Raw genomic sequence first — 23,395 nt, 5'->3', positions numbered from 1 at the left:
CACGATGCTGCTGGGACGGCCCAGGACGGACCTGGCCGCCGGGGCCGACCGGACCACCGAACGACGAAGGACCATCCGTGCGGGCGTGCGGTATCCAAGCGTCCCGGTATCCGGGCGTCCCGGCATCCAAGCGTCCCGGTGTCCGGGCGGTCCGTGGCCGGTCAGGCCAGCTTGGCGTCCAGCGTGATCTTCGTCCCCGTCAGCGCCTGGCTGACCGGGCAGTTCGCCTTGGCGTCCTCGGCGGCCTTCACGAAGTCCGCCTCGCTCAGCCCGGGGACCACGCCCTCGACGGTGAGGTGGATGCCGGTGATGCCGGTACCGGGCTGGAAGGTGACCTCGGCCCGCGTCTCCAGCTTGGTGGACGGGGTGCCCGCACCGGCGAGACCGTGCGAGAGCGCCATCGAGAAGCAGCTGGAGTGCGCGGCCGCGATCAGCTCCTCCGGGCTTGTTTTGCCGTTCGCCGCCTCGGAGCGGGCCGGCCAGGAGACGGGGTATTCACCGATGCCGGAGGAGTCGAGCGAGACGACCCCCTCGCCCTCGATCAGGTTGCCTTCCCAGACCGTGTGCGCCTGACGCGTGGTGGCCATGCTGGATCCCTTCGAACGGTGTGCGCGGTTGTACGGGCCTGCGCGGGGTGCGCCCGTCGTGCGCGCCGCCCCGCGGTGTCACGCCCCCGAACCTACTGCGCCACCAGCCCCTTCGCGTCCCGCGCCAGTGCCGTGAGCCGGGAGATCGCCCGGAAGTACTTCTTCCGGTACCCGCCGTTCAGCATCTCTTCGCTGAAGAGCCGGTCGAAGGGCAGCCCCGAGGCGAGCACCGGCACCTCCCGGTCGTACAGCCGGTCCGCCAGCACCACCAGGCGCAGCGCGGTCGACTGGTCGGGCACCGCGCTCACCCCGGTCAGGCAGACCGCGCGGACGTCGTCGGTCAGTGCCCCGTACCGGCTCGGGTGCACCTTCGCCAGGTGGGCCAGCAGCCCGGGGAAGTCGTCGAGCGACGCGCCCGGCGTGGCGTACGCGGCCCGGGTGACCTGCTCGTCGGTGTACGGCGGCGGGGCGTCGGGCAGCCCGCGGTGCCGGTAGTCCTCGCCGTCGATGCGCAGCGGGCGGAAGTGCGCGGAGAGCCCCTGGATCTCGCGCAGGAAGTCGGCGGCGGCGAACCGGCCCTCGCCGAGCTTGCCGGGCAGCGTGTTGGAGGTCGCGGCCAGCGCCACGCCGTGTTCCACCAGGCGGCTGAGCAGCGAGGACACCAGCACGGTGTCGCCCGGGTCGTCCAGCTCGAACTCGTCGATGCACAGCAGCCGGTGGCCGCTCAGCGTCTGGACCGTCTGCTGGAAGCCCAGCGCGCCGACCAGGTTCGTCAGCTCCACGAACGTCCCGAACGCCTTCAGCGACGGCTCGGCGGGCGTGGCGTGCCAGAGGGAGGCCAGCAGATGGGTCTTGCCGACGCCGTAGCCGCCGTCCAGGTAGACCCCGCGCGGTCCGGCGGGGGCCGCGGGCTTCCTGCTCCCGAACCACTTGCGGCGTCCGGAGCCGGTGGTGTGCGCCCCGCCGAGCCCCGCGGCGAAGCCGGAGAGCACCCGTACGGCCTCGCTCTGACTGGGCTGGTTCCGGTCGGGGACGTACGTGTCGAAGCGCACCGAGTCGAAGCGCGGCGGCGGCACCATCTCGGCGACCAGCCGGTCGGCGGGGACGTGCGGCTCGCGGGCGCACAGGGACAGCGGGGCCGCTTCGGCGGGGGGGCTCTGCCCCGGAACTGCGGTGGATGACGACACAACGCTCCACCCTAAGGCCCGTGCCAGACTGCGACCCATGCGAAGCCTGTTCCCTGTGACGGACCTGACAACGACGGCCGCCGCCGCCCCCGGCGAGCAGACCGCCCCCGGCCACGAGCAGACCGCCCCCGACAGCCGCGGGGGGACCGCCCCGGACCGAGAGGGGGCCGCCTGTGGTCGGGAGTGGAGTCTCGACGAGCTGGCGGAGGCGTACGCCTACCCCTCCGGCCTCCCCGCCGGGACCCCCTGGCTGCGCGCCAACATGGTCTCCACGCTCGACGGTGCCGCCCAGCACGACGGCCGCTCGCAGCCCATCTCCTGTGAAGCCGACATGCGGATCTTCGGCACCCTGCGGGCCCTGGCCGACGTGGTGGTCGCCGGGGCCGAGACCGTACGGCAGGAGGGATACCGTCCGGCGCGCGCCCGGAAGGAGTTCGCGGCGCGGCGGGCGGCGGCCGGACAGGGGCCCGCGCCCGTCGTCGCGGTGGTCACCGGCTCGATGGATCTGGACTTCTCGCTGCCGCTGTTCACCGAGCCGCTGGTCCCGACGCTGGTGCTGACCGGCACGGGGGCGCCCGCGGACCGGATCGCGGCCGCCCGGACGGCGGGCGCCGAGGTGGTGGTCGCGGGGGACGGGACCCGGGTGGACCCGGCCCGGGTGGTGCGCGAGCTGGCCGCCCGGGGGCTGACCCGCCAGCTGACCGAGGGCGGGCCCCGGCTGCTGGGGCAGTTCGTGGCGGGCGGCGTACTGGACGAGCTGTGCCTGACGATCTCCCCGATGCTCACGGCGGGTGATGCTCAGCGGATCGCCGGGGGTCCCGGGGTCGCGGTGCCGGAACGTTTTTTCCTGACATCGCTGCTGGAAGAGGCCGGGTTCCTCTTCACTCGGTACCGTCGGACCGACAGTTAACGGAATTTACCGTTCCGCTTAGCTCGGGCTGGGCACACTTACCCCTGCACCCCCGTGGAGGCACGGGGAAGGATGGTTTCAGCAAACGACCGTCGACGGTCGAGCCGGCGGTCGACGAGACGAAGAAGCGGAAAGGCGCCTGTCGTGTTCACAAGCGTTTTGATGATCGAGAAGCCGCTCACTCCGGAGGACGTGGACTTCGTCACCACCCTCCACGGTGAGGAGCGGATCTCGTTCGTCGTTCTGTTGCAGCCGCGCGGCGACCAGGCCGATGTCCTGCTGCGCGCGATCGACGACGTGGCGATGGGGGACCTGAAGGAAGCCGTCCGCGAGGGCGAGGAGCCGGAGGGCAGGGAGGCCCGCGAACCGGCCGAGATCGGACTGGAGTACTCGCTGCGCGCCCTGCGGCAGGCGGGCGCCGAGGCGGTGGGGGAGGTGGTCGAGGACCACCCCCTGGACAAGCTCACGGCCGTGGTCGAGGAGGCGGGCGCCGACGAGGTCATCGTCCTGACCGCCCCGCACTACGTGGAGGAGTTCTTCCACCGCGACTGGGCCTCCCGCGCACGCCACAAGGTCGGCGTCCCGGTGCTCAAGCTCTTCGCGCACAGCGAATAGGCTGAGGGCCGCGCGGTCCGGGCTGGCCCTCGGCCGCTCTCCACTCGAAACCCGAACCGCGACCGCAGGAGCACAGATGGCACCCGGCATTCCCGCCGCCATGGAACGACCGCACTTCATCGGCATCGGCGGCGCCGGAATGTCGGGCATCGCGAAGATCCTCGCCCAGCGGGGCGCGAAGGTGGCGGGCAGCGACGCCAAGGAGTCCGCCACCGCCGAGTCGCTGCGCGCGCTGGGGGCGACCGTACACATCGGGCACGAGGCCCGGCACCTGGCCGAGGACGCGTCCTGCGTGGTCGTCTCCAGCGCCATCCGCGCCGACAACCCGGAGCTGCTCCGGGCGGGCGAGCTGGCGATCCCCGTGGTCCACCGCTCGGACGCCCTGGCCTCCCTGATGAACGGCCTGCGGGCCATCGCGGTGGCGGGCACCCACGGCAAGACCACCACCACCTCGATGCTGGCCGTCGCCCTCTCCTCGCTGAGACTGGCCCCCTCGTACGCCATCGGCGGCGACCTGGAGGGCCCCGGCACCAACGCCACGCACGGCGAAGGGGACATCTTCGTCGCGGAGGCGGACGAGAGCGACCGCAGCTTCCAGAAGTACGACCCCGAGGTCGCGATCGTCCTCAACGTCGAACTGGACCACCACGCGAACTACGCCTCGATGGACGAGATCTACGACTCCTTCGAGACCTTCGTCGGCAAGATCGTCCCCGGCGGCACCCTGGTGATCTCCGCCGACCAGCCCGGGGCGGTCGAGCTGACCCGCCGGGTCCGGGACCTGTCCGACCTCAAGGTCGTCACCTACGGCTCCGCCGAGGACGCCGACGTCCGGGTCCACAAGGTCACCCCGCGCGGCCTGACCAGCGAGGTCACGGTCCTGCTCAACGGGAAGTTCCTCACCTTCACCGTCTCCGTCCCCGGCAGCCACTACGCCCACAACGCGGTCGCCGCCCTCGCCGCCGGGGTCGCCCTCGGCATCCCGGCGCACAACCTGGCCTCGGCCCTCGGCAGCTACACCGGGGTCAAGCGCCGCCTCCAGCTCAAGGGCGAGGCGGGGGGCGTGCAGGTCATCGACTCGTACGCGCACCACCCCACCGAGATGACCGCCGACCTGGAGGCCATGCGCGGCGCGGCGGCCGACGCCCGCATCCTGGTCGTCTTCCAGCCGCACCTCTTCTCCCGCACCCAGGAGCTGGGCACCGAGATGGGCCAGGCCCTCGCCCTCGCGGACGCCTCCGTGGTGCTGGACATCTACCCGGCCCGCGAGGACCCGATCCCGGGCATCACCAGCGCCCTGATCATCGACGCGGCGAAGGCGGCGGGCGCCGACGTCACCGCCGTCCACGACCAGGCCGCGGTCCCGGCCGCCGTCGAGGGGATCGCGAAGCCCGGCGACCTCGTCCTCACCATGGGAGCGGGCGACGTCACCGACCTCGGCCCGCGCATCCTGGACCACCTGTCGAGCGAGCGGTAGCCGGGGCAGGCCCCGGTCCGGGGCCTGCCGGGGCCCGCCCTCCGCGCGGCGGGCGTCGGCCGACCGGGGCTCCGGGGTGGTGCTACCCGGGGATGACCTCGATCGCGTCCGCCCGCACGGTGGCCGCGCCACTCCGGTGGCCGGTGTCGCGGAGCGCTGCGAGGACGTCCTCCCGCGCCTTGAGCTTGGCCTCCCCGTCGTCGGGGGTCTCGACGATGATGGCGAAGGTGATGTCTCCGGCCTCGTTGTGCCGCATGGAGATCCTGCCCCTCTTCCCGCGGGGGTCGTAGGCGGCGAGCGCGTCGTTGAAGTCGCTCAGTTCGCGTTCGCTGGGCTCGTCGGAGAAGTGGACGGGTACGACGGCGAGGTAGTAGGCCATGCGGAAAACGTACTCCCGCCACGAGATGTTTCCCTTCCCGAGGATGGGCGCGTAAGACGGGGGCACGAGGAGGACAAGAGTCCAGTCGCGCACGCGGTGCGCATCTCGGGAGGTGCGGGCGATGAAGCAGAAGACGGTCGTCAAGGCGTTCCCTGCGGGAGCCCCTCGTGGTTCGTGGCCGGCCGAGGAGTTCGCGGCCCGCTTGCGCGCGCAGGGCAAGAGCGTCGAAGTTGTCATGGACCTGAATAGTGATGCGTATCTGGTGGTCGACGCCGACGAGCTGGCCACCTCCTGACCGCACCACATGGCCGCCGAAGACGGATGAGCGGCGCTAACCTCGGGAGAGCCCACCGGTCATGATCCGCGCCGGTCCGGGCACGAGGTGGAGCGTCACTCGTCCGTCAGTGCAAGGAGCGCCATGTTCGAGGCAGAGAATATTCGGGACTGGCGGGGCCACGACGTGGTGGACGCCGGAGGCGACAAGATCGGCTCGCTGGAGTCCGTCTATGTCGACACCACCACCGACCAGCCCGCCTTCGCCGCCGTGACCGTCGGGCTGCTGTCCCGCAAGCGGCTCACGTTCGTCCCCCTGTACAAGGCTGTCGTGGCGCCGTCCTACCTCAAGGTGGCCTACCCGAAGCAGCTGGTGAAGGACGCCCCCTCCATCGGCACCGACGGCGAACTCCTGGCCGAGGAGGAACAGGGCCTGTTCGCCCACTACGACCTGGAGTACGTTCCCGGCCCCGCCCGGCGCCTCGCCAGGCGCTGAGAAGGTCCGGTAAGGCCCCGGCACCCGGTAAAGCCCCGGCACCGAAAAGGCGCCCACGCGTGCCGGGGGCCCATCGCAGGGGAGCCCGGTCCCGGTGGGGGACCGGACTCCCACGGCTGGTCGGGTCGCCCTGCCGGTGCCGGTGTGCCTGCCGCCCTACGGAACACGCGGGGCGGCAGGCACACCAGCACCGGCAGGGGCGGACCGGCTACGAGGCGGCCTGCGGCGGCTTGGGCTCCCCGGGATTGACCACCGCGATCCCGTCTCCCTCCAGCTTCAGCTGAACGGCCTCGCCACTGCCGCCCTTGAACATCGAGCCGACGCTCTGCGAACGGTGCAGGGACGTCCGCAACTGCGGGCTCCACGCGACCGCCGCGTCCGTGTCGATGTACACCGGCGCGTCGGGCGTCACCGGCAGCACGAGCGGGACGCCCGCCGCGGTGAGCGCGAGGCGGCCGGTCCCGCCGAAGGTGCAGTTGAACAGGCCGCCCCCGGCCATCCCGGCACCCTCCACCGTGGTGATGTCGTAGCTCAGCGAGGCGTCGAAACACAGGACGTTCTTGCCGTTGACGGTGAGGCCGTGGTTCTCGTCCACGTCCACGAGGAAACAGTGCGCCGCGTCGGAGGCGAACCACGCCTCGCCCTCGCCGCTGACGGTCATCAGGGCCAGCCCCTCGCCGGTGACCGCGCGCTTGAGGAAGTTGCCCACGCCCTGGCCCTTCCGCTCGAACGACAGCGCTCCGCGCCAGGCCACCATCGTGCCCTGGCGGGCGTACGCCTCGCCCTTCACGGCGTAGCGCACCGCCATGGGGTTCTCCTGCGTCAGACCGGGGGCCTGAGCGGGCTGGATGAAACTCTCGGGGTCGAACAGGTTTCGGCTCATGCGGCACCGCTTACCCCGGGCGTGCGGCATCAGCCCCGGAGCGGCGCACTCCGCTCCCTTGATCGCGCGCTTCCCCCGGACCCACCGCCCGGCACTGGACCCACCGGCTTTTCCCGGGACCCACCGGGCCCACCGGCCGCCACTGGATCCACCGGCTGCCACCGGACCCACCGCTGCGACAGGGCCCACCGGCTGCCACCGGACCCACCGGCCGCCACCGGGCCCACCGGCTGCCACTGGACCTACTGGCCGCCACCGGGCCTATTGGACCGACCGGCCGCCGCCGTCGTCATCGGCGGGCGGGGCCCCTCCACCGGCCCCGACCGCGCGAGCCGCCCGGGTTCAGGTGCTGGTGACGCCGTCCCCGGTGCCGTGGGCGCGACGCCCGGTGGCGTGGCGGTACAGGGCACCGAGCGCGAAGGCCTGGACGACAGCGCCGACCGGGATCGCTATCAGCCCGGCCGGGCCGACGAAGGGGAGCAGCATCGAGGTCGGGGCGGTCAGCAGGATGGCCCAGACCCCGGCGAAGCTGGCGTCTCCGGAGGAGGAGGCGCGCACGGCGTCCACGGCGACCCACAGGCACACCGCGAGCACGACGCCCAGGTATCCCAGAGCCAGCGGGTTCACCAGGTAGTGCCGGAGGGTCTGCGGCAGCGAACGCGGGGTCTTGGTCATGTCGGATCTCCTGGAACGTCGATGTGCCCGGTGCGGGGACGGTTCTGCTGTCGGCCTGAACACTGCCGCCCGCCGGACTCCGCCACATGAGTCGTCGTACTCACGTTCCTATCCGTGCGCCGACCTTGCGCCCCGCACCGTTGCGTCCCCGTGGCCCGGCTGTTGTCGCGGGAATGGGAAACCCCCGTGATCTCGTTCTGGTGAGGGGGAGTGGGCCGGGCTATCCGCCTGGCCCGCGCACCCTGGACCACCTGTCGTGCGACCGGCAGCCGAACGGCGGCCGGTGGGACGACCATCTGTCGAGCTGAGGGAGCAAGCCGTGCCGTACGACGTCGAGAAGCCGGACGAGCAGTGGCGGGCGGAGCTGACCCCCGCCGAGTACGCGGTGCTGCGCCAGGCCGGCACCGAGCCCGCTTTCCGCGGTGAGTACACCGACACCGAGACGGCGGGCGTCTACTCCTGCCGGGCCTGCGGGGCGGAGCTGTTCCGCTCCGACACCAAGTTCGCCTCGCACTGCGGCTGGCCGTCCTTCTACGACCCGAAGGACACCGACGCGGTGGAGCTGATCGAGGACCGCAGCCACGGCATGGTCCGTACCGAGGTCCGCTGCTCCCGCTGCGGCTCGCACCTGGGCCATGTGTTCGCGGGCGAGGGCTACCCGACCCCGACGGACCAGCGCTACTGCATCAACTCGATCTCGCTGACCCTGGCGCCGGACGAGAGCTGACCACACCACCCCGCAGTGCCCCGCCCCGGACGGATCTCCGCCGGGCCGGGGCACCGCGCTGTCACCGCCGTCGCGGCCACGACGGCGGTGACAGCCCACGGTTCCCATGGCCTTCGCGAGCCGTCACCGGCCACCGTGAGCGTCACGAACACGGCGGGCGTCCCCGGGCCTCATCCGGCCTGCCCGGCTCGGCCGGTCGCGCTGCTGGGGCCGGACTCAGCCTTCCGCGATGGAGAAGCCGACCACCACACCGGCCGCGACCGTGATCCTGCCGGGAGTGAGGTCGCCCTCGCCGTCACCCGCGGCGCTCCGGCCGTGCGAGCGGTAGTTGTTCTGCACCTGCTCGGAGTCGACATCCTGGATGTGGACGACCGGACCGAGCCGTACGCCCGCGGCGTCCGCGTACAGCTCCGCCTTCTCGCGGGCGGCGGCCACGGCGGCCCGGCGCGCCTCGGCCCGTAGCTCCTTCTTCGCCCGTACGTCGAACTCCACGCCGTTGACCTCGTTGGCCCCGGCCTCCACCACGTCGACCAGCACCGCCTCCAGTGTGTCCAGGGCGCGCAGCTCGATCACGAACGAGGCGGTGCACTTGTAGCCGACGAACTTGTGCTCGTTGCCCCGGTAGGCGTAGGCCGACTCCAGGTTCAGCCGGGACGCGGACACATGGCGGTCCGCCACGCCGTGGCCGCGCACGACCTCCCGGACCTGGTTGACGTCGCGCCGGGTGACCTCGAAGGCCTCGGCGGCGCTCTGCCGGGTCTGCTGGATGGCCACGCGCAGACGGGCCACATCGGGGGCGGCGTCGACACTCGCCGCGCCGAAGACGGATATGCCCCAGGGGCTCTCGATGGACTGGTCTGTGTTCATGAGGGTCATCCAAGCAGGCGACCCACCCGGCCGGGGGCCGGTTTCTACAGCACCCGCCTCACCCCGAACTGCCAGCCTCCGGCCGCAGCAGCGGGTGGATGACCCCGGGGAACACGGTCGCCTGCACGACCTCCTCGCCGGACCCGCCCCGGACGACGGTCCCGGCGACGCCCCAGGGCCGCCCGGCCAGGTGGACGGTGAGGGTGTACGCGGAGGAGCAGCCGGTGCACTCGTAGCGGTCGGCCCAGGTCTCGACCTCGGTGGTGGAGCCCGGGTAGCGCTTCACGTGCCGGTGGCGGGCGTGGCAGTGGCCGCAGCTCTCGCCCGGCTCGCAGGTCCCGCCGCAGGGACAGGGCACGTCGAGGGAGTCGGCGGGCGTCCAGCGCTGCACGAGGACGGCGTCGCGGGTGGCGGCGGTGTCCTTCATGGCCTTGAGATTGCGGGCGGCGACGTTGTACGACTCGCCGGTCGCGGCCATCCGGTCGCGGATGACGTCCTTGCGTCCGCGGTTGGTCGTCACGGTGGTGCTCCTCCTGGATTCACGCAGCCCGCCAGGAGGCTCACGAGTCGTACGGGTACCTCCTCCTTACGGTACCGGCCCGCCCAGCACGCCCCCGCCTCCCCCGTGCGGCCGAGGCGATGACGGTGTTTACCAGCCACTGGACCCCGACCGGCTGACCGTCCCGGCCCTGGACAGCCACACCGGCAAGGCACCGGATCTCGGCGCTGCGGTGCCGGTGGACCACTGGGTGCTGTTCTCCACCGACGAGGGCCCCGCCGACTGGGGCGCGCCCGTCACGTACTCCAGGGGCATGCGCCACAGCCTGCGCGAATTCCTCCCCGCGGCGGTCATCGGTCGGCACTACGGGGACGGGCAGGCCCTGCCGAACGGGGACTTCACCATCAGCCTCGGTGACCTGCTCGACGTCGACCCCAACCGCATCGAGCGCTTGCGGCCGACCCGGCGGTGACTGCTGCTCAGCTCTGGACGGCGTACGAAAGGAAGCGGGTCCAGGAGGCGGGGGCGAGGGCGAGCTGCGGGCTCTCGTCGAGCTTGGAGTCGCGGACGTGGACGGTGGAGGGGCAGGTCGCGACCTCGACGCAGTCGTCACCGGAGCCGCCGCTGTAACTCGACTTGTGCCACTCCAGGGCGACCTCCACGCAGGAGTCGCCGGATCCGCCGCTGTGGCTGCTCTTGAACCAGGCCAGGTCTGTGGTGCTCATCTCGCTCCTCGCATCTGCCGCATCAGGCTCTGGGAGTCGTCCAACGAGAGAGCCTGTGAACGCATACTGGCACACCGCATCTGGAGCGCGCTGATCACTTTGAGGTCGGAGACGAACTGTCCGTGCTCCTGCCCTTCCAGATAGCCGAACCACTGGTGGTCCGGCGTCTCCAGCAACCGCATCGGCCCGTCCAGCCCCGCGTGGTGATGACGCACCAACGGCATGATCTGGACGTCCACATTGCGCAGCTCGGACAGGTCGAGGATGTGGTCGAGCAGCTCCCGGGTGACCTCCTCGCCGCCCAAGTTCCGGAGGAAAAGATGTTCTTCGAGGATGAAGCTGAAGGAGGTGTTCGGCCGCTCGCGCAGCAGTTGCTGACGTTCCAACCGAGCGGCGAGCTGCGCCTCGATCTGCTCGTCGCCGAGCGGCGGCAACTGGTCGGTGAACAACGTCCGCGCGTACGCGGCCGTCTGCAACAGCCCCGGAATCAAGCGGCACTCGTACGTGTACAGGCTCAGCGCCGACAGCTCCAGCTCCGCCCACTGCCGGAACCAGCTCGCCAGCCCCTTCCGCCGCGTCAGATGCTTTGCCGCCGCCAGGATCACCCCGAACGCGTCCAGGATGCTGTCGGCGCGCTCCGCGAAGTCCGGCGGCGGGAGGCGGCGGCCCTGCTCGATGGAGGCGACGGTCTCGGGGGAGTACCCGACGAGCGGGGCGAACTGTTCCTGCGTCAGCCGCGCCCGTTTGCGGAAGGTCTTGACGACCTCCCCGAACATCTTGAGGCTGTAATGCGGTTCGGGCTCGGGGCTGCGCCCGCTGCCGCTGCCGAAGGTCCCGTAGGCCGGGCTGTCCATGCTGTCCGAGCCGTGCGTCATGTACGGCCACCTCCCCGTGCGCCTGTCCTGGTTCGCGACCCGACCATGCTCACGGAACGTGACTCGTACCGTCTACCCTTCGCGCCCGTACGCTGACGTAGCGTACGGGTTGCTGACCTGGTGGAGTGGGTCCGTGCCCCGGAATCTGGGAGCATGGAAGCACCTACGACGCCCCAACCCCCCGTAACCGTACGTGTGTTCAACCGGCAATTCGTGTCGGAACCACGCGGCGCCCGGCTCGCTCGCCGCGTCGGCCTGCACAAGCTGCACATCTGGGGCATCCCGTACCTCAGTGACGCCTCGGAGTCGGCGGCCCTGATCATCGGAGAGCTGACGGCCAACGCGGTGACCCACGGCCGCGTCGTCGGCCGCAACTTCGAGCTGCGCCTGTCGCACCTGCCAGGCGACCCGGAGGTGCCGGGCCTGCTGCGGATCGAGGTCTCCGACACCCGGGGCGAACGCCGCCCGCCGCGCCCCGGCGAGATCGCGGCTCCCGGGGACGGCAGCGACAGCGGGCGCGGACTGCTGATCGTGGAGGCCCTGGCGGACCGCTGGACGGTGCTCGACCGCAGCCCGGGCAAGACGGTCCGGGCGGAGCTGGACCTGTTGTACTGAGGGTTCCCGACCTGCCTCAAGGGTTCCCGGCTCCGCTACGGGGCGCGCGACTTCGCCGCCTCGCAGGCGTTCTACGAGCAATACCTCGGCCTCGTCCGCTCGCCGCCCGGACGTTCACCTTCGCGGACCCGGACGGCTACCACGTGACGCTGCACGATCGTGCGTCAGAGACCAGTTCTGTACGGCTTCAGCTTCGGGGTGCCCTGTGGATGCGTCGCCGAATTCCCGTTGACGCACCCACAGGGCAATCCTTCTACGACGGGTCGCCCCCGTAGAGGGAGGTCCGAATGCGGTGGTACTGGGCGTACATGGAGGTGAGCGCCCAAGGGTCGTCGCGCACTTCCAGGAATTCAAGGACCAGCGAGAACAGGTGGTCCACGGCCCGTTGTTCCTGCTCCGGCTCCAGGTGCAGATCGTCGAACCCTTGGAATTCGAGCTCCGGCAGCGCTTGGGTGAGTACCCTCCCCACCCAGTGCTGGCTGGACAGCTCCCCCTTACGTACGGCCAACCACTCATGGAACCCGCGAAGCAAGCCGCCGACGCGCGCTTGATTGAATCCCATGATGAACATGGCCGTTGAGTGGTAGGTGCCGTTCAGTCCGTATGCGCTCTGGTTTTCTCGGACGCGTTCAATTATTTCCTTATCGGTCATAGATCCTCTCTAGAACCCGAAGTCGATAGTTTCACCCTTGGTCCACCGGGCCTTGTACACGGCAACGGGTTCTCCTCCGGTGGGCGTCCAGGCATCGTAAACCCTGTTATCGAGTACCACGACGACGTGATAGAACCAACCCGCGTCTATGCCGTGATACTTCGGGAGGATGGCGTCAGTCGCGTCCGGGCCGGGCTTGATCGTTATAATATCGCCCTCTCCGAGACTGGCACGGATCTGCCTTGCGCATGCCTCGCATCCGTAGGAATTGCGGATTTTTTCTACGTCCTTGGGTAGACCTGGGACGTCGTGATCAAAGCACGGTAGGCCAGACGATGCTGCCAGTGCAGTTCGCGTCAGACCCGTGGACTTGCCAGCTCTTTTGCAGCCACGCTTCAACAATTTGAGGCTGTCATACGCCTTTTTCAGCGCCTTGACTTTGGCGCCGACCAAGACTTCCCCGGCAAGGACGGCGCAGCTGGCGAAGTCCTTGTTCTTCAGGCACGCCTCCAGCTGGCCAAGACCGGCGAGTTCCTTCGTGATCTCCATCGACTTGTCCAGCGCGGCACCGATTTCCCTGCCGTTTTCCAGGATCTGGCAGTTGACCGGTGATTGCATGCACCAGCGGGTGTACTCGTACGGATCGCAGGGGATGATTCCCTGCCCGCAGCGGTACAGCTCTCTGGCCCGGCGGCCGTCCTCGTTCTTCTCCTTTTCCTCGACAGCAGCCTTGCGCCGTGCTTCCTCCTCCTGTCGCTTCTTCGTGACCGCGATGGCGAACGCTTCGGTGGACGCCTTCAACGCTTCCGTCGCGTCCTTGCCCGCGGCGATCGCCGACTGCCGGGCCTGATCGGCGGAGTGCCAGGCGCTGGATGCGTGAACCTGGGCCATCTCGGAGGAAAGCGTGGCGTCGGCTGCCGAACTCGCGGCATCGGTCGCGGCGATGTCGGCGCTCTTCGCGGCATTGGCGGCGGTCCTGGCGGATGCGGCCGCCCTGGCCGCGGAGGCTTCAGCGTCCTTGGCGTGCTGCGCCGCCTCGTCCGCGTAACCCTTGGCCTTGTCCGCCGAGGCTTTGGCCTTCTCCGCCCACTCGTTGGCTTCGGTGGCCGCCTTGCGGGCGGTCGCGGCGACCTTCTGCGCTGTCTGCGCGTTCTTCTGTGCGGTGGCAGCGATCTTCGCCGCGTCGGCGATCAGCTTTTGAACCTGCGCCGTGTGGGTGGCGTTGAGGAGGTCCTGACGCTGTTTCTTGTACTGCCCGGTCGCGATGAAGGCGTGGAGGGTCTGCGGGGAGCCCGCCAGAGCGATGCGGGCTGCGGACTGCACTTCCGGTCCGCCGGAGGAGAGCAGTTGTGCTGCTCGTACCCGCTCATCCTGGGTTCGTGCGGTGTGCTGCGTGTTGGTCAGGAAGGCGCTGTACTTCTTCGGGTCGTTCGTCGCGAGAGCCGTCCGGCCGGCTTCGGCCAGGATCGGTCCCGCACCGTCGATGGTCTGGACGATGGCAACGCGCATGTCCGCGGCGCCGGCTTGATACTGACCGTTCTCGATGAACTCGGTCATGGCAGCGGCGTCGCCGTCCAGCGCGGTCTCGGCCGCGTCCCGCACCGCCTTGGTCACGCTTTCCTCGGCGAGGCGCTCCACGTAGGAGCGGTCGTCCTGCTGCTCGGCCGTTCTCCAGCCGTTGCGCAGGTAGTCGATGACCACCTCGTCAGGACCGGCGAGGGCCGCCTCGGCGGCAGCCCTGCCCCACGCCGTGCCGTTCTTCATCACCAGTACGGCCAGCTCACGCCCCTGTGAGGCGACAGCCGCCAGGTCGGCCCCCGGTTCGGCTGCCACGGCGACCAGCCGGTCACGCTCGGCCTCCCGATCCTTCGCCGCCTGCTCGAAGGCGGCGCTCGCGGCGAGCCGGGCCTCTTCGGCGGCCTTGTGGTCGGCTGCCCGCTCGAGGCCCGCGTTGGTCCGGCCGAGGAGTTCCTCCGTCTCCACCTCACGCGCGAGCGTGTATATCTCCTGGGCCTTCACCACCGCACTGCTCGCCGCGTTCGCGGCCACGGTGGCCGCGTTGGCGTGCGTAGTGGATCGCGCGGCTGCCTGCGCCGCGTCGTGCGCCTGGTCGGCTGCCTCGTCAGCGGCCGCTGCCGCGTTGTTCGCGTGGGCAGCGGCTGACCTGGCCGCCACACCTGCCTCGCGCGCTGCCTTCGCCGCCTTGCGGGCCAGATCCCTCGCGGCGGCCGCGGCCCGGTTGGCCTCGGCGGCATGGCGTCTGGCAGCAGCGGCCGCTGCGCGGGCCTCGGCGCCGGCGGCGCTGGCCTGGCCTGCCAGGTTGCCTGCCGTGGTCGCCGCATTGGCCGCGATGTCCGCGTTCGCTCCCGCGCTGATGGCGGAGTCGGCGGCATCAGCGGCCGCTTCCGCCGCGATCACGGCCTGGTCGGAGGCGTCAGCGGCCAGGGCGGCGCCCTTGCCCGCATCACGGGCCTTCTCCGCCGCGGTACGCGCCGCGGCGGCATTGTTCTTGTCGACTGCCGCGTCAGCGGCCGCGTTCCGCGCATTCGACGCCGCCTGCGCGGCGCCGGCCGCAGCGGCCGCAGCCTGAGATGCCGCACGTGCAGCCACGCGCGCCGAATTGTTGGCCGCGTGCGATGCGTTGATCGCAGTCTGTGCCGCACTCGCTGCCTGAGAGGCCGCCTTTGCCGCGCGCCCGGCCGCTCGGGCCGCCGCCGCCGTGTCGTCCTTGGCGGCCTCCGCTTCCCTCGCCGCTGTCAACGCAGCTTGTTTGGCCAGCTCAGCGGCCTTCACCGCCTTGTCCGACTCGGACTTCGCCGCCACCGTTTCCTTCGCGGCCTGCCGCCCCGCTTCCTGTGCCAGCGCGGCCAGTTGAGCGACCGTGGCATGCTCCTGGTCCTTGGCCCGCGCGACGAACTGCCCGACCTCCAGGAACTCCCGGATGTCCTCAGCGGTGCCGTTCAGCGCCAGACGACCGGCGGCCCGTACATTCGTGCCACCCACGCTGAGCACCTGAACGAGCTGCACCCGTTCGTCCTGCTTCCGCTGGGCGAACTGCCCCTCCTTCAGGAACGCGGCGACGTCGTCCGCGGAACCAGCCAGCGCAGCACGACCCGCATCCTGAACAGCGGGCCCTCCGGCACTGATGACCTGCGCGACCTGAACGCGTTCGTCCTGCCTCATCGGTGCTTCCCAGCCCCAGCTGAGGAAGATCTCAAGTTGCTCCCGGGTTCCCGCGAGGGCGGTGCGGGCGGCTGTCAGCAGTTCCGTACCGCCGACACTGGCGATCTGGGCGGCGGATACCCGTTGGTCCTGAAGTTCGATGTCGTCGGCTGCCGTCAGGAACGCCCGCAGTTCGGCGTCGGTACCGGTCAAGGCTGCCTCTGCGGCCGCCTTGACACCGGGGCCGCCCTCGACCCAGTAGTCGACCGCACGGCCACGATCGCTCGGGGTGGCCTCGGCCAGAGCCGCAATCCGCTCAGTGGTCCGCTCAGGCTCCGCAGCCGAGACAGGTGCTGCGCCCAGAAGACCACAGGCGAGGGCCAGGGGCAGGAGGCTCAGTATCAGGGTCCGTAGCGCGCAGAGTATTCGTCTTCGGCGGCCAGGTCTGTTGAATCTTCGGTTCATTATTTCTCCCGATCGTGGCGATATTTGTTTCTGATTTACCGATGCCGGCCCGGTGATCATACGACCCACCGTGCCGACTGCGCTCCGACTATCTAATTTGAGAAGCATGGGGGCAGATTGAGTCTTCTGCTGACCCTTGACCTCGGCTCTCCGGGCGTCCCTGTGGGTGAAATCTTCACAGCTAGGGGCCAGTTATGGACTTTTTTGATGTGGACGCAAAAGGTAATATTTAGTTTCATAATGGTCAATTCGCGCCCGGAATGTCTTGCTGATGTCATCTCTAGATGTGCTAAAAGGTGCATATAAATCATTTGACTCAACGTAAACGAACAGCTACGTTGCACATGATTTTTCACTCTTCCTTCACACTTCTAGGCGGGGGCCTCCGGAAGCGCAGGCGTCATGCCTGAAAGGATTTTCTCGGTGGCTTCTCACATACGTGCATCGTTTATTTCCGGAGCGATAGGCGCATTGGCGGTGGTGGTCGGAGTGCCACTCGCTTTCGCTTCCGAGGCTTCCGTGACCTCCGCGCCGACCGCGGGGGCCGACGTCCCGCCGTCCATGGTCGAGGACTTCGCCTATCCCGGTGCCGCCGACATCCTGGCGACCAAGGGCATCAAGTTGAAGAAGGGCGACGGTCGTATTCTTCTCGTCGACTGCGTGCCGGACGCCGACCAGATCGTGGTCAGAACCGTCGGCGACGCGGAGGTTGGTCGTGCCGACAACTACTGCTTCCGTGCCACTGCCAAGACCGGCTACCTCACCCTTGAGCTGCCCCGAGTCTTCATGATCGAACTGCTGGCCTCGGAACACCCCATCAGTGCTGACCTCACCGCCAACAACCAGACCACGACGGTGGATGTCGAGGCAGGCGGCTTCGCGAGTGTCGGAGAAGGCCAGGTCGGTGGCCCCCGCTCGGTCCTGGTCGAGATCCGTGTAACCGGCTGATCTCCGTACTTCGCGCTCGCCCTCCTACCCCCCCCGGGCGCGGAGCGCCGCCGGGGTGACCCCGCGCCGGACTTACCGCGCCCGCGCCCTCACCCCCGCCGCACCCGGCCCGCGATGCGGCGGCCCAGGCGGCCCAGGGTGCTGGAGCGGTTCCAGTCGCGGAAGGCGTTCGCGCGGCCGGTGCTGCCGGTGCGGCCGACCGTCTCCGCCACCTCGGCCACGGCCTCGGGCGTCATGCCGCGTACGGCCGGGCGCAGCACCTCGTCGAGCAGGGCGTTCGCCGTGGTCGTCCAGGCGCGGCCCGCGTGCGGGTAGGCCGTCCAGACGGTGAAGCAGTCCGCCGCGTAGGCGGGTTGGGTACGCAGGCGGGTGGCTACCGGGGCGGTCCGGGCGGCATGGGCGTAGGCGGCGATCAGGTCGGCGTCGTCGCCGTGGACGAAGGCGTACAGCTCGGCGCCGGGGCGGTCCGGGGCCAGCAGGCGTTCGACCAGGGCGGTGAACGCCCGCTCCCGGAGCGCCGGTTCGATGGGTTCGGCCCGGGTGCACAGGGCGCTGACCTGCTCCGCCCAGCCGGGGTCGGGGCCGCCGGTGCGCAGGTCGCGGCAGAGTTCCAGGAGTTGGAGGGCGGCCCGCTCCCGGTCGCCCGTCCGGTCCGGGAACGCCCGCAGCAGGTCATGGGCGAGCGCCGTGGCCTCATCCACGTCCGCCGGGGCGGCGAGAGCCGCGTCGACCAGCCGCGACCAGGTGCCCGCCGTGCGGTGCGCGTCCGACGTGGCCGCCTCCAGCAGCAGCCGGGCCTCCTCCACCGTCGGGGCCCGGTCCTCCCAGACCAGGCCCACCGCCGTACGCAGCACCAGGGGCTCGGCGAAGGGGGAGAGACCGGCCGCCCGCAGCACCCGGTGCCACACCGCGGCCCGGTCGCCGCCCAGCGTCGCCATCGCCCCCGGCACCTCGGCGCACATCCGCAGATGCGGCAGCGTCTGCGTCCCCGTGAACGGCAGCGCGACCCGCTCCAGGAACCGGGCCACCGCCCCGGGGGACTCCGGCGCGATCCGGTCCAGCGCGCCGAGCAGCGCCGTCCGTACGTCGAACTGCTCGTCCAGCAGCTCCAGGAGAGCCGGGGCGAAGCCGGGAGTCCCCGCGCCGGGCCGCTCCCTGCCATCCCTCCCGGCACCCTCCGCACGGTGCCCCTCCGCTCTCGCGCCGGACCTCTCCGGCCCCGCACCGGGCTCCTCCAGCCTCGCACCGGGCCGCGTCGCCTCGGCTCCAGGGTCCGCCGCCTCCGTCAGCAGCGTCCGGGCCAGGCGGTCCACGGTGTCCGGGACCAGGTCCGCGATCTCCACCCCCAACAGCTTCGCCACCCGCAGCAGTTGCAGGGTCCGGCCCACCGGGACGGGCCCACCCGCGCCGCTCCCCAGCTCCCCGAGGATTTCCGGCGCCAGCGTCTGCGTGAGTGCCTGCCCGTCCGGGCCGGTGAACGCCTCCCGGCGCGGCAGCTCCAGCGAACCGTTCCCGCCCCGCGCCGCCTCCGTCACCAGCATCGCGGCCAGCGGCGCGGTGACCGGCGCGGGGCACCGCCCGTCCAGCGCACCGAACAGCCGCCCCACCGCGTCGAACTCGGAGCCCGTACGGTCATCGACCCCGGGTCCGGTCAGCGCCTCCACCAGCTGGGCGGTCCGCTTCGCGTCCAGCGCGTAGGGCCGCTCCGCCGTCCACCGGGCCGCCGCCGCCCGCTCCTCGGGGCCGAGCGCGACCCCGGCGCACAGCGCCGTCACGGCCAGCGGACCGGCGGCGAACGGGCCCCCGGGCAGCTCCCGGGCCTCCTCGAACAGGCCCGGCACCCGGCTCCGCCACACCCGCGCCGCCGTCCGGGCCCAGGCGTCCGGGACCTCGTCCACCGGCGGCCGGTCCGCGCACACGTGGACGCGCAGTCCCGCCTCCCTGGCCGCCGCCGCATCCTCGGGCAGCACCCCCACCACCCGCAGCGCCGACCCCGCCGGCCGCCGCGTGTACGTGGTGAACGTCAGCCGCTCCACGTTCTCCCTCGGCAGCGCCACCGCCGCCAGCCCCAGCCAGCGCGCCACATCCGCACCGCGCTTCTCCACCAGCACCACCGGCCCGCCGTCCGGCTCCTCCTCGCCCGCCCGGCGCAGGTCGGCCAGGACCGCCGCCAGCCACGGGCCGCGCGAGACCGCGAAGTCGTCGAGCCCCTCCCGTACCGGTGCGGGACCCGGTGGCAGCGCGGAGACCGGGTCGGACAGCGCACCGCCCGCCGGGGTCGCCGTGGCCCAGTGCGGCGACCGCCACGCCTCCACCGGCAGCCGGTCACCGGGCAGCGGTACGCCGACGGGTATGTGGACCGCGTGCGCGTGGAGCCGCACGGCGGCCCTGCCCTCGCCGCGCGCCGGGGCCGTACGGCCGACCAGGCGGCTGCCGTCGGAGAGGACGGCGTACGTGAACGCCTGCGGCAGCGCGTGGAGTTCGGCGGGGCTGTGCGACGCCCCCTCGGGCAGCTCGTAGCCGACCAGCGGTTCGATCTCCGCCAGCAGCGCCGCCGACACCCCGGGGCCGACCGCCGTGAACCGGCCCGCCGCCCCCTCGTCCCCCGGCGCGTCCAAGGTGTGGTGTATCTGTGCAAGGCTCATCTGTCGGCCCTCTTCGTCCTGCCGCGCCCGGTCCCCGTCCGCCCACCCGTACGACCGGGTCGGGGGGAGAAGCCCACGGTCGCGGGGGCGACGTTATCAAGGACCGCGCGAGGGTCTGATTCCTGCCATCGGTGCACCGTCCGCCGCCCACCGGGCCTGCCGCCGAACCCGGCTGACGGAGCGTCCGCCGCACCCCGGCATCGGCGTCACGAGCGGCACCACGCCGTCAGGGCCAGTTCGACCGGCACGCGGCGACCCAGGTCCGACGGGCGCCCCGTCACCGAGGCCGGGCCGGGGCCGCACGTCCCGGGCCTGGTCGGCGCGGGGCATCTCAGGCGCGGCACCGGACCCCCGCCAGCCCGGCATGATCAGCGAGACACCCCCTAAGGGCTGTCCCGTCATCCCCGGCGGGCGCGCGACGACAGCTACGGCACCTCGCCGCGTTGTCGGAACGCCCGAATACATCCAGTATTCGGACGTCCCTCCGCCTTGCGATGCACCGCATCTGAGGCCGCACGCTGATCCACCAGGGATTATGGGACAGCCCTTAGGATCGATACGGCGTCGAACAGAGACGGGGGAGCACGCTGTGAACGGTCGGGTGCCTTCTAGAAGAGTCCGCCTCGGCCTTCCCCTGGTGGCCCTGACCCTTCTGCTCACCGCGTGCACGGGGGCCACAGGCGACGCGGAGAGCGATGGCGCCTCCGGGACGGAGAACCGCGACGCCCCACAGGGGTCCGGCCCCAGCAGCGGCGCCGACTCCGGGAACGCCCCGTCCGCCGATGCCCCGAACAGGATCGACCCCGACCCCGCCCGGCTCCCGAAAACCCGGGCGGCGGCCCTCGACCTCATCGGACGCGTCATCGCCGGACCCGACAGCTTCGGCCCCGGAGTGGTCGCACGGACCCCGTACGAGAGCGGCCCGGCGACCTGGCCCGTGCTCGGGGCGGACTGCGTCTGGCGGCAGCAACCGCCCGGCGGCCAGGTCCTCGCCACGGTCACCCGCTCCTTCGAAGTGCCCGCCGAGGCGGGCAAGGGACCGCTGCGGCTCGCCGCCGTCGTCACCGTCCACCGCACCCGCCAGGACGCGGCCCGGGAGATGGCCGAGTCGATCGAGGAGTCCATGCGCTGCCCCACCCAGCAGCTCCGCGAGGGGGAGCGGATCGGCTCCCTCGTCGCGGGGGCGCTCCTCGGCGGAGAGGCCAACCAGACCAACTCCGAGGACCTGCTCAGTGAGACGGGGGAGTACCGCAGCGCCGAACTGGGCGGGCCGCACCCCTACGCCTGGCAGCAGGCGCAGATCCTCCAGGCCACCGTCGCCGTGACCGGCAAGGGGGCGAAGGGCCGCACCGCGCGCGAGGTCGACGCCCTGATCACCGAGGCGCAGGCCGCCATGCTGGTCCGCCTCGAAGACGCCGTCGAGAAGCAGAGCTGAGGCCGCGCGATGGATGAACTGCGACCCGGTGACCCCGCCCGGATCGGCGGCCACCGGCTCCTGGGCCGCCTCGGCGCGGGCGGCATGGGCGTCGTCTACCTCGCCCGCACCGACGCCGGAGCACTCGCCGCCCTCAAGGTCATCCTCCCCGAGTACGCCGGGGACGAGGATTTCCGCACCCGCTTCCGCCGCGAGACCGAGGCCGCCCGACGGGTGGACAGCCCCTGGGCGGTGTCCGTCACCGGGGCGGACACCGAGGCCGAACAGCCCTGGCTGGCAACGGAGTTCGTGCCCGGACCGGCACTCTCCGAGCTGATCGCCCTGCGCGGTCCGCTGCCTGTGCGCAGCGTGCTGGTCCTCGGACGGCTGCTCGCCCGCGCGCTGGCGGCCGTGCACGCCGCCGGACTCGTCCACCGCGACGTGAAACCGGGCAACGTCCTCCTGACGGCCGACGGGCCCCGGCTGATCGACTTCGGGATCGCCCGCGCCGCCGACGCCACCGCCCTCACCACCACCGGACTCGTCGTCGGCACCCCCGGCTTCCTCCCGCCCGAGCAGGCGTCCGGCGACGGCACCGGACCCGCCGGCGACGTCTTCTCGCTCGGCTGTCTCCTCGCCTACGCGGCCACCGGACGGCCGCCCTTCGGCAGCGGTGCGGTCGACGCGCTCCTCTACCGCACCGTGCACGACGCCCCCGACCTGGACGGCATCGACGACGCCGCACTGCGCGGCCTGCTGGAGAGGTGCCTCGCCAAGGACCCGGCGACGCGCCCCACCGCCACCGCACTCGACGCGCTGATCGCGACGAAGGCCCCGACCGGGGCGGGTGAGGCCGCGTCCGCCGGTGCCGGTGAACGAGTGCCTGCCGGGGCGGGTGAGGCCACGTCTGCCAGGGCCGGTGAGCGGGTGTCTGCCGGAGCGGGCGCGGCGTGGTTGCCCGAGGATGTCGTCCGGATCATCGCGGACCGCTCCGCCGCCCTGCTCGCCCTGCCCGGCATCGACGCCACCGTCGCCGACACCCCCGCCCCGCCGCCGCCGCCCGCCCCCGGCCGACGCAGATTCCTGCTGTACGCGGCGGGCGGCGCGGCCCTCCTCGGAGCGGGCGCCTTCGCCGCCGTACGGCTCACCGGGGACCGCGCCGAGGACCGCGGAGGGACCGACGGCGCACCCGGCGGACACCGCTGGATCATCGGTGTGCACGCCGATCTGACCGGACCTCAGGAGGTGGCCGGAAGGGCCCAGGAGCGCGGGGTGCGGCTCGCCGTCGACCGCGTCAACTCCCTTGCGGACCAGCCCTTCCGGCTCGCCGTCAAGGTCCTCGACGACCAGGGGGACACCGAGCGGTCCGCCCGGGTGGCCGAGGAGTTCGCCCGCGACCCGGAGGTCCTCGCGGTGATCGGCCCCACCGGCGACGCGACCACCGGGGCGGCGCTCGCCGCGTACGACGAGGCGGTGCTGCCCGTCCTGACGGTCTCCGCCCTCCAGATCGCCTTCCCCGCCCGGACCAACGGCTCCTTCTTCCAGGCCGCCCCCTCCTACGCGGCCCTCTCCCTCCCCGTGGTCCAGCGCCTGCTGCGCCCCGGCGTCGAGCGGCTGGGAGTCCTGATCGACCGGGCCGGCGGGCAGTCCGCCTATCAGGCGGGCTACACCGCGAACCTGATGGCCTCCAGCATCGCCACCGGCGCCACCCACCCGCGCGTGGTGCCCGCCGGGACGACCGAACTCGCCCCGGTCGTGGCCGACTTCCTCGACCAGCGGTGCGACGCGCTCTTCTACGCCGGGGACCCGGCCGGGGCGGCCCGTACCGCCCGTGCGCTGGCCGCCGCCGACTTCACGGGCCCGCGCCTGGCCCAGCACACCGCCATGACGGCCGAGTTCCTGGCGGAGGCCGGTCCGGCCGCCGAAGGGTGGGAGTTCATCGCCCCGTTCACCGCCGCGAGCGCTCCGGCCGCCGCCGCGTTCGTGGCCGCCCACCGCAAGCGCTTCAACAGCCAGCCCGCACCCTGGGCCGCCGAGGCGTACGACGTGACCGGGCTCGTCGCCCGCGAACTGGCCGCTCTGGCCGACACGGCCACCGAAGCGGCCTCCGGGACGCCGGGTCCGTCGCCCTCCGGGGACGGCCGCCCCACCCGCTCCGCGCTCACCGCCGCGCTCGCCGCGGCCCGCTACGACGGTGTCTCCCGCCCCTACGCGTTCGACGGGGAGCGGCAGCAACTGGCCGGCCGGGACGCCCATCTGTACCAGGTGGAGGACGGCCGGTACCGCTACCTCGGCCCGGTCCCGAAGCCGCAGAGCTGA

General features: G+C 71.6%; 23 protein-coding genes. 11 read left to right on the top strand and 12 right to left on the bottom strand.

Translation table 11 applies throughout. The features are described from left to right. Nucleotides 1-161 precede the first annotated feature (161 nt). On the bottom strand, nt 162-587 hold the full coding sequence (locus ACIRRU_RS23040) for an OsmC family protein (RefSeq protein WP_403683432.1): 426 nt from the start codon (nt 585-587) through the stop codon (nt 162-164). Nucleotides 588-679: 92 nt separating this feature from the next. Beyond that, on the bottom strand, nt 680-1,774 hold the full coding sequence (zapE, locus tag ACIRRU_RS23035) for a cell division protein ZapE (RefSeq protein ID WP_403683431.1): 1,095 nt from the start codon (nt 1,772-1,774) through the stop codon (nt 680-682). 37 nt (nt 1,775-1,811) lie between these two features. On the opposite strand from zapE, the gene ACIRRU_RS23030 reads away from it, so the two are divergent. From ACIRRU_RS23030 to murC, 3 genes are all read left to right on the top strand, one after another. Further along, entirely contained in the window at nt 1,812-2,684 is an 873-nt protein-coding gene (locus ACIRRU_RS23030) for a pyrimidine reductase family protein (protein WP_403683429.1), read from the top strand. A 162-nt stretch (nt 2,685-2,846) separates the two neighbouring features. Next, nucleotides 2,847-3,299 (top strand): indole-3-glycerol phosphate synthase, encoded by a 453-nt coding sequence (locus ACIRRU_RS23025; protein WP_403683475.1) that lies wholly within the window; start codon nt 2,847-2,849, stop codon nt 3,297-3,299. Nucleotides 3,300-3,375: 76 nt separating this feature from the next. Continuing rightward, nucleotides 3,376-4,776: a UDP-N-acetylmuramate--L-alanine ligase gene (murC, locus tag ACIRRU_RS23020; RefSeq protein ID WP_403683428.1), complete on the top strand. Its 1,401-nt coding sequence runs from the start codon at nt 3,376-3,378 to the stop codon at nt 4,774-4,776. An 82-nt stretch (nt 4,777-4,858) separates the two neighbouring features. Here murC and ACIRRU_RS23015 read toward each other — a convergent pair whose 3' ends face one another. Continuing rightward, nucleotides 4,859-5,155 (bottom strand): hypothetical protein, encoded by a 297-nt coding sequence (locus ACIRRU_RS23015; RefSeq protein ID WP_403683427.1) that lies wholly within the window; start codon nt 5,153-5,155, stop codon nt 4,859-4,861. Between the two features lie 121 nt (nt 5,156-5,276). On the opposite strand from ACIRRU_RS23015, the gene ACIRRU_RS23010 reads away from it, so the two are divergent. Beyond that, a complete protein-coding gene (locus ACIRRU_RS23010; protein ID WP_363201401.1) occupies nt 5,277-5,450 on the top strand; it encodes a hypothetical protein in 174 nt (57 codons plus the stop codon). 123 nt (nt 5,451-5,573) lie between these two features. Further along, complete coding sequence (locus ACIRRU_RS23005) at nt 5,574-5,924, top strand: PRC-barrel domain-containing protein (RefSeq protein WP_403683426.1); 351 nt, start codon at nt 5,574-5,576, stop codon at nt 5,922-5,924. A gap of 208 nt (nt 5,925-6,132) precedes the next feature. On the opposite strand, the gene ACIRRU_RS23000 is transcribed toward ACIRRU_RS23005, so the two are convergent. Together ACIRRU_RS23000 and ACIRRU_RS22995 are read right to left on the bottom strand one after the other, a co-directional pair. Next, nucleotides 6,133-6,807, bottom strand: coding sequence for an AIM24 family protein (locus ACIRRU_RS23000; RefSeq protein ID WP_403683424.1), 675 nt, complete (start codon nt 6,805-6,807; stop codon nt 6,133-6,135). A gap of 342 nt (nt 6,808-7,149) precedes the next feature. Then, nucleotides 7,150-7,482, bottom strand: coding sequence for an SCO4225 family membrane protein (locus ACIRRU_RS22995; protein WP_403683422.1), 333 nt, complete (start codon nt 7,480-7,482; stop codon nt 7,150-7,152). 319 nt (nt 7,483-7,801) lie between these two features. Between ACIRRU_RS22995 and msrB the strand changes: the two genes are divergently transcribed. Further along, complete coding sequence (msrB, locus tag ACIRRU_RS22990; RefSeq protein WP_403683420.1) at nt 7,802-8,209, top strand: peptide-methionine (R)-S-oxide reductase MsrB; 408 nt, start codon at nt 7,802-7,804, stop codon at nt 8,207-8,209. A 216-nt stretch (nt 8,210-8,425) separates the two neighbouring features. Here the strand turns inward: msrB and ACIRRU_RS22985 are convergent, their stop codons facing one another. Together ACIRRU_RS22985 and ACIRRU_RS22980 are read right to left on the bottom strand one after the other, a co-directional pair. Beyond that, nucleotides 8,426-9,076, bottom strand: coding sequence for an SIMPL domain-containing protein (locus ACIRRU_RS22985; protein ID WP_403683418.1), 651 nt, complete (start codon nt 9,074-9,076; stop codon nt 8,426-8,428). A gap of 58 nt (nt 9,077-9,134) precedes the next feature. Beyond that, nucleotides 9,135-9,596, bottom strand: a complete 462-nt coding sequence (locus tag ACIRRU_RS22980) for a hypothetical protein (protein WP_363201408.1) — start codon at nt 9,594-9,596, stop codon at nt 9,135-9,137. Between the two features lie 229 nt (nt 9,597-9,825). Between ACIRRU_RS22980 and ACIRRU_RS22975 the strand changes: the two genes are divergently transcribed. Further along, nucleotides 9,826-10,047: a hypothetical protein gene (locus ACIRRU_RS22975; protein ID WP_403683416.1), complete on the top strand. Its 222-nt coding sequence runs from the start codon at nt 9,826-9,828 to the stop codon at nt 10,045-10,047. A 7-nt stretch (nt 10,048-10,054) separates the two neighbouring features. Here ACIRRU_RS22975 and ACIRRU_RS22970 read toward each other — a convergent pair whose 3' ends face one another. Both ACIRRU_RS22970 and ACIRRU_RS22965 read right to left on the bottom strand, forming a co-directional pair. Continuing rightward, nucleotides 10,055-10,300 (bottom strand): DUF397 domain-containing protein, encoded by a 246-nt coding sequence (locus tag ACIRRU_RS22970; RefSeq protein ID WP_403683415.1) that lies wholly within the window; start codon nt 10,298-10,300, stop codon nt 10,055-10,057. Next, entirely contained in the window at nt 10,297-11,175 is an 879-nt protein-coding gene (locus tag ACIRRU_RS22965; protein WP_403683413.1) for a Scr1 family TA system antitoxin-like transcriptional regulator, read from the bottom strand. The genes ACIRRU_RS22970 and ACIRRU_RS22965 overlap by 4 nt, the downstream gene beginning before the upstream one ends. 153 nt (nt 11,176-11,328) lie before the next feature. Between ACIRRU_RS22965 and ACIRRU_RS22960 the strand changes: the two genes are divergently transcribed. Beyond that, nucleotides 11,329-11,790: an ATP-binding protein gene (locus ACIRRU_RS22960; protein WP_403683412.1), complete on the top strand. Its 462-nt coding sequence runs from the start codon at nt 11,329-11,331 to the stop codon at nt 11,788-11,790. Between the two features lie 253 nt (nt 11,791-12,043). Here ACIRRU_RS22960 and ACIRRU_RS22955 read toward each other — a convergent pair whose 3' ends face one another. After that, complete coding sequence (locus ACIRRU_RS22955; RefSeq protein WP_403683410.1) at nt 12,044-12,442, bottom strand: hypothetical protein; 399 nt, start codon at nt 12,440-12,442, stop codon at nt 12,044-12,046. A 9-nt stretch (nt 12,443-12,451) separates the two neighbouring features. After that, the gene (locus ACIRRU_RS22950) at nt 12,452-15,967 is read right to left on the bottom strand and encodes an ALF repeat-containing protein (protein ID WP_403683473.1); all 3,516 of its coding nucleotides are present in this window, start codon (nt 15,965-15,967) and stop codon (nt 12,452-12,454) included. Nucleotides 15,968-16,492: 525 nt separating this feature from the next. On the opposite strand from ACIRRU_RS22950, the gene ACIRRU_RS22945 reads away from it, so the two are divergent. After that, the gene (locus ACIRRU_RS22945; RefSeq protein ID WP_403683409.1) at nt 16,493-17,017 is read left to right on the top strand and encodes a hypothetical protein; all 525 of its coding nucleotides are present in this window, start codon (nt 16,493-16,495) and stop codon (nt 17,015-17,017) included. A gap of 89 nt (nt 17,018-17,106) precedes the next feature. On the opposite strand, the gene ACIRRU_RS22940 is transcribed toward ACIRRU_RS22945, so the two are convergent. Then, nucleotides 17,107-19,662: a GTPase-associated protein 1-related protein gene (locus ACIRRU_RS22940; RefSeq protein WP_403683407.1), complete on the bottom strand. Its 2,556-nt coding sequence runs from the start codon at nt 19,660-19,662 to the stop codon at nt 17,107-17,109. 637 nt (nt 19,663-20,299) lie between these two features. Here ACIRRU_RS22940 and ACIRRU_RS22935 point away from each other — a divergent pair. Further along, a complete protein-coding gene (locus tag ACIRRU_RS22935; protein WP_403683406.1) occupies nt 20,300-21,097 on the top strand; it encodes a hypothetical protein in 798 nt (265 codons plus the stop codon). 9 nt (nt 21,098-21,106) lie between these two features. Next, on the top strand, nt 21,107-23,395 hold the full coding sequence (locus tag ACIRRU_RS22930) for a bifunctional serine/threonine-protein kinase/ABC transporter substrate-binding protein (protein WP_403683404.1): 2,289 nt from the start codon (nt 21,107-21,109) through the stop codon (nt 23,393-23,395).

Source organism: Streptomyces sp. NPDC101181, assembly GCF_044767975.1.
Classification (GTDB): domain Bacteria; phylum Actinomycetota; class Actinomycetes; order Streptomycetales; family Streptomycetaceae; genus Streptomyces.
This window is presented reverse-complemented; position numbering and strand designations above follow the sequence as displayed.